Origin of the sequence: Ktedonobacter robiniae (genome assembly GCF_016587375.1) — a bacterium.
GTDB lineage: Bacteria > Chloroflexota > Ktedonobacteria > Ktedonobacterales > Ktedonobacteraceae > Ktedonobacter > Ktedonobacter robiniae.
The window spans coordinates 1,789,230-1,801,098 of sequence record NZ_BNJG01000001.1; the positions used below are offsets into that span (position 1 = coordinate 1,789,230).

Annotated in this window: 8 protein-coding genes; 4 read left to right on the top strand and 4 right to left on the bottom strand. The window is 57.6% G+C overall.

Annotated elements, in window-relative coordinates:
• Positions 1–89: 89 nt before the first annotated feature.
• Entirely contained in the window at positions 90–2,738 is a 2,649-nt protein-coding gene (gene priA, locus JMJ04_RS07490) for a primosomal protein N' (RefSeq protein WP_201369903.1), read from the bottom strand.
• 177 nt (positions 2,739–2,915) lie between these two features.
• Complete coding sequence (gene mutL, locus JMJ04_RS07495; protein WP_201369904.1) at positions 2,916–5,183, bottom strand: DNA mismatch repair endonuclease MutL; 2,268 nt, start codon at positions 5,181–5,183, stop codon at positions 2,916–2,918.
• 508 nt (positions 5,184–5,691) lie between these two features.
• Here mutL and sdhC point away from each other — a divergent pair.
• The 4 genes from sdhC to JMJ04_RS07515 are packed head-to-tail and all read left to right on the top strand — an operon-like array spanning position 5,692 to position 9,080.
• Complete coding sequence (sdhC, locus tag JMJ04_RS07500) at positions 5,692–6,102, top strand: succinate dehydrogenase, cytochrome b556 subunit (protein WP_201369905.1); 411 nt, start codon at positions 5,692–5,694, stop codon at positions 6,100–6,102.
• A gap of 49 nt (positions 6,103–6,151) precedes the next feature.
• Complete coding sequence (gene sdhD / locus JMJ04_RS07505; protein WP_201369906.1) at positions 6,152–6,562, top strand: succinate dehydrogenase, hydrophobic membrane anchor protein; 411 nt, start codon at positions 6,152–6,154, stop codon at positions 6,560–6,562.
• A 53-nt stretch (positions 6,563–6,615) separates the two neighbouring features.
• Positions 6,616–8,361, top strand: coding sequence for a succinate dehydrogenase flavoprotein subunit (gene sdhA / locus JMJ04_RS07510; RefSeq protein ID WP_201369907.1), 1,746 nt, complete (start codon positions 6,616–6,618; stop codon positions 8,359–8,361).
• A gap of 11 nt (positions 8,362–8,372) precedes the next feature.
• Positions 8,373–9,080: a succinate dehydrogenase iron-sulfur subunit gene (locus tag JMJ04_RS07515; RefSeq protein WP_201369908.1), complete on the top strand. Its 708-nt coding sequence runs from the start codon at positions 8,373–8,375 to the stop codon at positions 9,078–9,080.
• A 49-nt stretch (positions 9,081–9,129) separates the two neighbouring features.
• On the opposite strand, the gene JMJ04_RS07520 is transcribed toward JMJ04_RS07515, so the two are convergent.
• Together JMJ04_RS07520 and JMJ04_RS07525 are read right to left on the bottom strand one after the other, a co-directional pair.
• Positions 9,130–10,014, bottom strand: coding sequence for an alpha/beta fold hydrolase (locus tag JMJ04_RS07520; protein WP_201369909.1), 885 nt, complete (start codon positions 10,012–10,014; stop codon positions 9,130–9,132).
• Positions 10,015–10,167: 153 nt separating this feature from the next.
• Positions 10,168–11,712: a cobalamin B12-binding domain-containing protein gene (locus JMJ04_RS07525; RefSeq protein WP_201369910.1), complete on the bottom strand. Its 1,545-nt coding sequence runs from the start codon at positions 11,710–11,712 to the stop codon at positions 10,168–10,170.
• Positions 11,713–11,869 lie beyond the last annotated feature (157 nt).

An 11,869-nucleotide genomic window follows, 5' to 3' on the forward strand; every position in this document is an offset into this window, starting at 1 on the left:
ATGGTGTGTGTGGGCCTGGCTGACCGCGGCAGCCAGGCCCACACACAATAACCCAAATACAAGGATAGGTGTATTGCTTATAAGCGCTTCTAAAGTGTGCTGATGGGATCAATATCGATCTCCCAGTCGGGGGCGTCGACAACGCGGAGCAGGCGCGAGAGGTCGGGGCCACGCACAATCATCTGCCAGCGGTATTTATTACGAATGCGCTCCATAAGCGCGGGAACGGGTCCCACTATATCAGTTTCGGACAGGTTAAGACGCTGTATCCAACCCTTTAATTTCTCGCAGAGCTTCATGGCTTCTAACTGGCTGCGATGGCGGTTACTATGACTATAGGTAAATTTGACGAACTGGCGGAAGGGAGGATACCCATAGCGCTGGCGCGTCTCGATCTCGATACGATAGAACTCGTTATAGTCGTGACGTGAGGCTGCATCAATGCTGAAGTGCTCCGGGTTAAAGGTCTGGACAATGACATGGCCCGCTTCGCTGCCGCGACCGGCGCGGCCCGCGACCTGGGTGAGTAGCATAAAGGCACGCTCAGGCGAAGCGTAGTCTGGCAGGTTAAGGGCGATATCCGCCGAGACGACGCCGACAAGGGTTACGCCGGGCAGGTCCAGGCCCTTGGCGATCATCTGCGTGCCAATCAGGATATCGGCCTCGCGGTTGGCGAAGCGGTCGAGCAGTTCTTCATGGGCATGGCGGTTGCGCGCGGTATCGCGATCCCAGCGCAGCAGACGCGCCTCGGGAAAATATTTCTGGATGGTGCGCTGCACCTTCTCGGTTCCCAGGCCAAAGTAACGAATCTCGGCGCTGCGACAGGAGGGGCAGAAATGCAGGATCTTGCTCTGCGCACCACAGTAGTGGCACATCAAGACATGCTCAGTTGCGTGATAGGTGAGGGGGATATCGCACTGCTCACAGAGAGCCGTGAAGCCACAATCGCGACAAAGCACGCAGCTCGCCGCGCCACGCCGGTTAAGAAATAAGATTGCTTGCTGTCCCCGCTCCAGCACCTTGCCCAGTTCATCGAGTAGACGCCGGCTGATGATACTGGTATGTCCCGCGCGCAACTCGGAGCGCAGATCGACGATCTCCACAGGCGGCAGGTTGGCGCCGATACGCCCCTTCAGCTCCACCAGCTGGTAACGCCCCTGCTCCGCGCGATAATACGACTCCACGGCGGGCGTGGCACTACCCAGGACCACGGGCACTTTGAGTATCTCTCCCAGCTTGATAGCGGCCTCGCGCGCGTGATAGGTTGGCTTGAACTCACTCTGTTTATAGGCAGCCTCGTGCTCCTCATCGATGATAATCAAGCCCAGGTCGGGAACGGGCGCGAAGAGCGCCGAGCGTGAGCCGATGACGACATCGATCTCTCCGGCGCGAATACGCCTCCATTCATCATAGCGCTCTCCCACGCTCAGCTCACTATGGATGATGGCAACCCGCTCGGGGAAACGGCCCGCCACGCGCTGCACCGCCTGGGTCGTCAGGGCGATCTCTGGCACAAGAATAATACAACGCTTCCCCTCGGCAATAACCGAGGCCATGGCCTGCAAATACACCTCGGTTTTACCACTGCCAGTGACGCCATGCAGCAAGATAGGCCTGGGGACGCTGTTTGCCTTACCCTCCTCGACGGCTTCGAGAATGGCGCGCAGGGCCGCTTCTTGCTCGCCCGTCAACTGCAACGGCTGGCTGGAGGGGATGGCCCGCCCCTGGAGAGGGTCGCGTCGCTGCTCTTTGTTCTCTACCACTACAAGTTGCTGATCTTCAAGCTGCTGAAGCTGCCTGGGTGTCAGACCTGTGGCGCGACAGAGCGCCGAGGGGGTCCAGGGCGAGCCACGGTTAATACTCTGCTGCAAGAGGTCCAGGGCCGCCAGCTGGCGTTGAATGACAACGCCCTCCTTGCTCATCACCGGCGGGGCCAGGGTGGCGCTTGCGGAGGCGGACATTGACCAGGGGTTAAAGGGAGCTTCGGTCTTACTCATACTCTTGCGAGATGTGCTGACAGGAGTAGCCTGGGAAGCGCTCTGAGCTTGCGCCTCGCTCTCAGCCTTGCGCAGACGCTCTTCCAGCAGCTCGCGCCATGTCAGTAGCTCCTCGCCCTGTACCAGCAGGCGCACGTTTCGGCGCAGCTTGATACGCGCCTTTCCCTCGACCAGCTCTGGTTCGCGCACCACCAGCTTACTCTGCTTGATCTCTTTTAGGAGTTGCTGGGCCTTCGTCTTGCCAAGCATCTTCTTGAGCTGCTCAACATCGAGGGAGCCGTCATTATGCAGGAGTCCGAGCAGGGCACGCAGATTCAATGAGGTCTCCTGCGAGGAGGCCTGGACCGCGTCCTTAAGTGCCTCTTCAGAGAGCTTCAAGACGAAGCGTGAGCGCTGCAACATACCCGGCGTCAGCATGCCAAAGACGGCATGTGCCAGCGGCGTCGCGTAGTACTCTGCAAGCCAGCGCGCCAGCTCAAGCTGGTGAAGCAACAGAGCAGGCTTGGGATCCAGGATGCTGTACAGGTCGCGTAGCTCGATTCCCTCTTCCTGCAAAGGCTCTGGTAGCTCGTCTCCCTCTAGCAGATTCCAGACAATACCTTCGTCCAGGCGCTCTCCATAGGGAACGGCGACCAGTTGCCCAGGGCGAAGCTGGTTCGCCAGGGCTTCGGGTACGCGATAGGTCAACAGCGGTTGTTCGACGTTCCAACGTCCAGCCGCCGTGAGTACTTCTACCAGCATCCTACTCAATCTCCTGGGCCGCCCGCTACTGGCGTACGCGGCTACTCTTCTATGAAAGGTGATCTACTCGCCACTGTGTAGCTCGCCATGGTAAGGGGATGTGGTGCGCGATGTCTCCGGCATCGCGCACCACATCCCCTTACCCGCTAGAGGCAGAGTAAGCTCTACCCCTACCATTTATCGGCGCTCGAATTCGTGGGCTAATTCTGCGAGACTGAAGTGTACCATGGTTGGTCGACCGTGGCAACAGCTGAAGGGAGCCTTGACCTGCTCGAGCTGCTCCAGCATTTCGCGCATCTCGCTCATAGCCAGGAAGTAATTCTGTTTGATGGCGGCCTTGCAGGCGACGTTGGCCAGCGCACGCTCCTCCCAGGTCTCGGTATGCCCCAGCTGGTCCTCGGCGGTAAGCTCGACCAGTAAGGCATGCAGCGAGACACTGTCCAGGCGCTTGACCAGAACCGTGGGGACGGCACGCACCTCGACGGTCTTACCATCAACTACCTCCAGCTCGAAGCCGATGCGCCGTAGCTGCTCCCCATGCTCTTCGAGCGCCTCAATCTCGACAGGGGCCAGCGTGAGGTGCATAGGGGTGAGTAGGAGCTGCGAGATGGTCTCGCGCGATTTAAGGGCCGCGACCATGCGCTCAAGCACTATCCGTTCATGCGCCGCGTGCTGGTCAATAAGATACATGCCATCCGGTCCCTCGGTCACAATATAGCTCTGTGAGAGCTGTCCCACCACGCGCAGGCGCGGAAACTTGCGCGGCAGGTTCGGGTCTATACTATGGCCCGGTAGTGCCCCCTGCTCAGGGCGCCGCTCTACCCTTTGAGCGTCTCCTGCAATCGCCTGTGGCGCGACTGGACTCACAACCAGCCTTGAACGCTCCTCGGTCTGTGCAGAAGGCAACTGAATACCCATCGTGGGAATGCCACGCGGCACGGCGTCAAAGGAGGCCAGTGGCTCTTGTTCTGCGATGTCTCCGCCCGCTTCTGGACGTTTCTCAACGGGCGTGGCTGGCGGTAGCATGGAGAGCGGATCATCCTCTTCGAGAGAAGTATCAAGCGTGACGCTTACCTGCTCGGCCTGCGCGTGTAGCGTTCCCGTGGGAGAACGCTCGACCTCCACGGTTGTGTCAACAGCTTTGAGACGTGACCCCTTCGCCTTATCGGTCACGCCCAGGTGGCTCTGCCAGAGGCGTGCATGTCCAGGCGGCCTCGTCCCATGTTCTTCTTCCGTAAAGGTAATCCAGGGGCTATCTCCAGGGATCGTGCTCTGCCGCTGCTGTGGCTTACCTGCCTCTTCTGCTTCTTGCTCACCTGTCTGTACTGCTTCTTCATCCAGATCCAGCCTGCCCTCGAATGAGGGTTCCTGATCATAGGCGCCTGGCTGACTACTCGCGCGTGGCTCGCTAGACTTCGACTTCCACTGCGGCATCTCCTGCTCCTGCAAAAGAGCTTTGCGGGCCGCGCGCAGGATAGCGGCGAAGACACGACGCTCCTTTAAGAAACGAATCTCGGTCTTGGCTGGATGCACATTCACATCCAGGAAGGAGGGGTCGATCTGGATATTGATGACCGCCAGGGGATGGCGCCCGCTCAGGAGTAGCGAATGATAGGCCCCCTCCACTGCCGTAGTAAGCATGCGGCTCATGACCCAGCGCCGATTGACGAAGAAGGAGATATGCTGGCGCGTGCTCTTATAGCAGGCGGGACGGCTCACAAAGCCCTTAACAATGGGATATTCGCCATCGCTGGCGTCATGCTCATCATCGCCATCCACCTCCACCATCTGCTCCGCGATCTGTAGACCATAGACCTGCACCAGGACGCTAAAGAGCTTGCCATCACCGGGAGTCGAGAAGATCTGCTTCCCCTCACTGGCAACCGTAAAGCGGATCTCGGGATAGGCCAGTGCGTACTGCTCCAGCAGGTGATGACAATGGCTGATCTCAGTATTACGACTCTTCAGGAACTTGAGGCGCGCTGGAACGGCACTAAAGAGGTTACGAACCGTAATCGTCGTACCCTCGGGCGAGGCGGCGGGAGTGACATCAGAGATATGCCCATTCTGCGCGCTCACCTGTGATCCCTGCTCGGAGCCTCGCGCTCGACTCACCAGCGTCACCTCGGCCACGGCGGCGATACTCGCCAGCGCCTCACCGCGAAAACCCAGCGAGCGAATCTGCTCCAGGTCGTCGATGGATGTCACCTTGCTGGTAGCATGCCGCTCCAGGGCCAGGGGCAGTTCTTCGGGTGAGATGCCACTGCCATTATCGGTCACGCGAATGAGTTGCAGGCCACCATTCATCAGATCGACGCGAATCTGGGTCGCGCCCGCGTCAATACTATTCTCAATAAGTTCCTTTACCACCGAGGCGGGCCGCTCCACCACCTCACCAGCCGCGATCTTCGCCGCCACATCGGGCGCAAGTTGACGTATAGGCATAGCACTTTTCCCTGGTATATTAAGAAGGAGTAAGAACGATTGTTCCTGCATTATAACATAGCTATCGCGATTGAAAAAGCGCGATACTAATACAGACAATAATAGAGTAGTATTGTTCTGGAGAGTGTTGTGAGGGGCGGGCAGTCGCCCGCCCCTCACAACACTCTCCAGAACAATGAAAACTGTTTGCGCGCGCCTCAAGAGTGAAGTATAATACACATACAACGTTTGCCTGGCTCGCCAAGGGCCTGGTAAAGCACAGCGGGGTGCCTGGTTGTAGATAGAGGACTGTGATGTGTAAGAAACGGTCTATTTTTTATGCCCATCTTCTCGGTCCTCGTCGATGATGCCTGCGCAGGCTCATTGGCTAGCTCTTCTTGCCGTTCCAATGCGTCGGTCCCCGCTTGGATGTTCGGAAAGGGCGAGAGCAAGCGCCAGAGGCTGAGCGAAGCACTATCTAACCTCGTGCCTCCTGCCCTCCTCTCCCGCCCCCAGAAGTGAGGGAAAAATGTACAAAGGTCAATCTGGCATGTGGTCCTGGCTGTTGCACCGCGTGACAGGACTCGGACTACTGCTCTTCCTGTTTATCCACGTCGTGGATATTTCTCTACTCAGCTTTGGCCCAACAGTTTATAACGATGGCATTCTGCTCTTTGACCACGTCATTGTGCGTTTCCTATCACTGGCTGTCGTGGGCGCTGTCTTCTATCACGCTTTTAATGGCGTACGTATTATCATGATCGACTTCTGGCGCAAGGGTGCACGCCTTCAAAAGCCGCTATTCTACGCGGCCCTGGGCATAACGATAGTAGTCTCCGCCGTGTTTGCCTACTTCGTGCTGAAACCCGCGCTACTCCCCTCAGTGGCCTTCGTTAAATGGTTCTTTAATCCCGAAGCCATCCTGAGTGTCAAAAATTAGTAGCGCGTAGAAGTAACACGTCAAAGAACCCTTGTAAGGAGAAGAATGTATGCTGTCGCGTTTATATGGTGGGCCTCGTCCGGCTGGCGGTGGCTTTGAGACCTTTTCCTGGTATTACTTCCGTATCTCGGGCGTGGTACTGATCTTCCTGGTCATTATCCATCTTACTATTATGCATGTGACCAATGACGTCTCGTGTACGACCTACGCGTTTGTGGCGGCTCGCTACGCGAACCCCTTCTGGCGCCTCTTCGACTGGTTGCTGCTGACGCTTGGCCTGACACACGGTGTGAACGGCCTGCGCGTGGTCATCGATGATTATGTGCGTTCGCCGGGGACGCGCCTGGTGCTACAAGGCATCGCCGCGGTACTCCTGCTCGCCTTCTTTATGCTGGGCACTATCACACTCATCACCTTCCAGCCCGTTGCGGGCAGTCTCGGTCCCGCCTGCCTGCACTAAGAGCACAGGCAGCAGAGAAGTTGTGAGCAAGTTGAAGCGAGGATATATATACCATGTATCAGAAATTTGATGTCATCATCATCGGCGCTGGTGGCGCGGGTCTGATGGCTGCGATGCAATTGCCAAATGCCAGCGTAGCGGTACTCACCAAGGTCTACCCCACGCGTTCACATACCGGTGCTGCCCAGGGTGGCGTCGCCGCGGCCCTCGGTAACCAGGAAGAGGATCACTGGAAGTGGCACATGTACGATACCGTCAAGGGTGGCGACTACCTGGTAGACCAGCCTGCGGCCGAGATTCTGGCCCGCGACGCTATCGATGCCGTCTACGAGCTTGAGCATCGCGGCCTGCCCTTCAACCGCACGCCAGATGGCCGTATCGACCAGCGCCGCTTTGGTGGTCACACGCGCAACTTTGGCGAGGGTCCCGTGCGTCGCTCATGCTACGCCGCCGACCGCACCGGCCACATGATCCTGCAAACCATGTATCAGAGCTCAATCAAGAACCAGGTGCGCTTCTTCAACGAGTTCCTGGTGCTGGACCTGATCTTCAACGAGGGCCGCGCCTGCGGCGTCGTGGCGATGGAGATCCGCTCAGGCGAGATCCATACCTTCCATGCCAAGGCGGTAATGTTCGCGACCGGCGGCTATGGCCGCGCCTGGCGCGTGACCAGCAATGCCTTCGCCTGCATGGGCGACGGTATGTCCATCGCCTATCGCCGTGGCATCCCTCTGCAAGACATGGAGATGTACCAGTTCCATCCCACCGGCATCTACAAGGTCGGAGTGCTCCTCTCCGAGGCGGCTCGCGGCGAGGGCGGTAAGCTCCTCAACGATAAGGGCGAGTACTTCATGGAACGCTACATGCCCACATTGAAGGACCTGGCCCCACGCGATATCGTCTCGCGCTGTATTGTACAGGAGGTCAACGAGGGACGCGGCATTGACGGCAAGGACTACGTCTACCTCGATGTACGCCACCTGGGCGCCAAGGCCATTGCCGAGAAGTTGCCCGATATCACAGATTTCGCGCGTAACTACCTGGGTGTCGAACCGATTACCGAGCCTGTGCCGATCCAGCCGACCGCGCACTACGCCATGGGCGGTATTCCTACCGACCTGGATGGCCGCGTTGTCATCGATCCACAGTGGACACCCATGCCCGGCTTCTATGCCGCGGGCGAGGTCGCCTGCGTCTCCGTTCACGGTGCCAACCGCCTGGGCACCAACTCGCTGGTCGACCTGATCGTCTTCGGTCGCCGCGCGGGTAAAGACATGGCACGCTTCATCGCCGAGAACGATCACGCCCCCCTGCCAGAGAATCCCGAGGCCTATTCACGTGATATGCTTGATCGCCTGCTGGATAAAGGCAAGTCCTCTGGCGGCGAGTCGGCGGCCCGCATCCGCTCGACCCTGCAGAACGAGATGAACGACAAGGTCTTCGTCGAGCGCGAGGAGAAGGGCATGCTCTCAGCTCTGGATACGCTGGACGGCCTGCAAGATGCCTACAAGAAAATTCAGCTCCAGGATAAAGGCAAGCGCTTCAATACCGAGCTGGTCGAGGCCATCGAGCTTGGCTTCTTGCTCGACTGCGCCGAGGCAACCATTCACGGAGCTATCGCGCGTAAAGAGAGCCGTGGCGCCCACTATCGCCTCGACTATACCAAGCGCGATGATACCAATTGGCTCAAACATACCCTGGCCTACAAGGGCGAGAAGGCGCACGACGTTCGCCTGGACTACAAGGATGTCGTGCTTGTGGATGATCCCGTCTTCAAGCCTAAGGAGCGCAAATACTAGAGGAGAACGCGATGCAAGTCTTAATGCGTATAAAGCGCTTCGACCCGGAGCGCGACAATAAGCCGTACTGGGACGAGTTTACCGTCGAGGTTGAACCCATCGACCGCTTGCTGGACGCCCTGAACAACATCAAATGGACGATGGATGGCACGCTGACCTATCGCCGTTCCTGCGCCCACGGCGTCTGTGGCTCCGATGCCATGCGCATCAATGGTCGCAACCGCCTGGCCTGTAAGGTCCTCATGCGCGACGTAGGCAAGAAGGTCACCATCGAGCCAATGCTGGGCTACCCGGTCATTAAGGACCTCGTGGTCGATATGGACCAGTTCTTCGACAAGTACAAGCAGGTCAAACCCTACCTGATCACGTACGACAACGAGCCAGGCACCGAGCGCCTGCAATCCGCCGAGGAACGCGCGCGCTTCGACGAGGGCACCAAGTGCATCCTCTGTGGCGCCTGCACTGGTTCCTGCCCCTCGATCTGGGGCAACCAGGACTGGGTCGGTCCCGCCGCCATCGTCAACGCGCACCGCTTCATCTTCGATAGCCGTGACGAGGGTGCCGCCGAGCGCCTCAATATCCTGGGCAAGAAGGATGGCGTCTGGCGTTGCCGCACCATCTTCAACTGCTCCGATGCCTGCCCACGCGGCATTCCGGTTACCGACCTGATCGAAGAGGTCAAGCGCGCCATCATCTATGGTGACACAAAGAGTGTTTAGTGATAAAAAAACAGTAGTTGCACTTCGTGCAACTACTGTTTTTTTATCACTAAACACTCTTTGAAGCCTTTTGGAGAAATTCGGTGATCCATTCATTGACGAGTTCGGGTTTCTCTTGCTGGACCCAGTGGCCGCTATCGGGGATGCGCCGCACTTCTATGTTGGGAACCCACTCCTCCAGGCCATAGGTCATGGCGATATCCAGGGCCACGTCCTGCTCACCCCAGATAAGCAGCGTGGGCTTATCGATTCTCCCTTTGTTTCCGCTGACGGCCCCGATACTTGAGCGCCGCCAGATCGAGCGATAGTAGTTAATCGCCGCCGTCAGTGCGCCCGGCTTGCTCATGGCCTCTTTATAGCGCTCCAACACATCCTCTGGAAAGGCTGACTTCTGCACGGCGCTGGCGTAGAGCATCTTTGCAATAGGCTCAGCCCCTTCACGACTAAGGGCCAGCTCTGGCAGGACGGGCAGTTGAAAGGCATAAACATACCAGCTCTTGCGCAGCTGCTTCCAGGTCCGTAGCTCACGCGCGAAGGTCCAGGGCGGCGGCGCATTCAGACCAATCAGGCGCTCAACCATGTGCGGATACCTCAGGCCAAACTGCCACATCAGCACACCACCCCAGTCATGGCCCACGACGATAGCCCGCTCATAGCCCAGGCCCTTGATCAGGCCCTCAATATCGCGCAAGAGGATCGCGATCTCGTAGCCTCGGCGCGGCTTATCTGTATCGTTATAGCCCCGCAGGTCAGGCGCCACCACCTTATATCCCAGTTGCGCCAAAAAAGGGATCTGGTGCCGCCAGGAGTACCAGAACTCAGGGAAACCATGCAGGAGCACAATCAATGAACCCTCACCTTGCGTAACATAATGCATCCGAATGCCATTGGTGAGGATATCTCGATGCTGCCACTCAGTTATTGTTGTTGTCATACTACCTACCCTCTTTATCAAAAAGACAAGCCTTCAGCGTCGTGTTACCTACCTAAGATTGTAACACTTTTCTTCTGGACGCCTGGTAGGTGTAAATCATGTAAGGGATTATGTGTGGCGACATAGCACAGCTATGTCGCCACACATAATCCCTTACATGATATGGTGCGCCTCGTCGCGCGCTGGCTGCGACTGTTGAAGGGGGACAAGCTCGTGCAGGCGGCGGGTGGCTTCGTTTGCGTCGGACCCCAGGAAGACACCCTTGATACTTTTTACCAGGCCGAGATCCTGCATAAAGGCACCTCCACCAAAGCAGACAGTGGGGCGAGGTCCCTCTAGTTTACTGATCTCACGCGCGATCTCTGCCAAGTCCCGCGCGCGTGGTCGCGTGGTTGCTGAGAGACATACCACTCCAGGTCGCAGGCGCCGGATCTCTTGCAGCAAGCTCTGAGGCTCCAGCATCTGCCCCAGGTAGTAGACATTAAAGCCCTGGCGGCGCCAGAAGAGCGCCAGCATCAGTATACCAATCTCATGCGTCTCCCTCGGCGCGCAGCCAACCAGGATGGCTGGCCCCTGGCGCTGGTAGGGCGTGGTCTGAAAGAGATAGGCCAGGCGCGTACGAATCATATTGCTGGCAAAGTGCTCGACCGTTACCGTGATCTGGCGCGAAGCCCATAATTCACCAATCCGATAGAGCACTGGCTGAAACAGGTTACTACATACCTCCTCAACCGGGTAGTAGAAGAAGGCCTCATCCATAATTCTCTGCACATGTCCCTCGTCAAGCTGCCTGATTGCCTCCAGCATGATGTCTGCGATACGCGCCAGCGTGGGCACCGCCTCCATACGCTCCCTGGCACGCTGCTGACTGGCGTAGATCTGCGGAGCGCGGAGAGCCAGGAGAGAGAGACGTTGAAGAGCTTCGCGCGGGGTCAGGCCCGCCTCGATCAAATGTACAATCTGATCGCGTGTGAGCTTGGAGGCAAAGTGTTCGATGGTGCGGGGAAGTGAGACCGTATGGCGCAATTCAACAAGCTTCGTCAGCACCGGTTGCAGTACCTGCTGGCAGACGGTGGCCGCTGGATAGGTATCAAAGGCCTCGCTCAGAATACGCCCCGCGCCCCCCTCATCCATCATGGTAATCGCACGCAGCAAAGATTCATGCAATTCGGGAAACTTGCGCTGTCTGGGCGGAGTTGTAGACATATTCGCGCTATAGTGCCTGTTATACACCGGCTCCAGGCGCACCAGTTCCTGCATTGATAGGTAGACACTCGTGTTGTTCTGCTTGATACGTCGATTGAGCCAGTGGATAGCCGCCAGGTCTCGCATTGAATAGAGGCGCGCGTTATTGCTCCCATGCCAGGGCGCCGGAATACCAAAACGCCGCTCCCAGGAGCGCAGCGTCATCGCCGGGATATGCGTCTGAGAGATAACTGTCTCAAGGTCAAAGCATGGGGTCGCAGAGTAGCGCTCCAGGTGTGGCAACCCATCTCCAGGCGGCACATGGAGAAGTGAGAACATCTCTTCCGTTACCGGGGTGCGCCGCTCAGAAAAGGGAGAGCCTGGAGCAGTTTCATTCTGCTCCCCAGGCACGATGATCTCCTGCGTATCATAGATGCCGTTAGCCTGAGGCTGGCTCTCAAACGGCACAATCGCACGCTCAAATGGATTAAACGGTTTTCCTGAGGCTTCCATATCCTAACCTACTCCTCTACATCCTACACACATCGACTCAGCTTTATAAGGTTCTTTCCATGACAAGCAGAAGATCTGCCAATACATCTTCAATTTTCAAAGAGAAACATACAATATAAACGATATACTATATACTAACATTATATACAAAAATAAG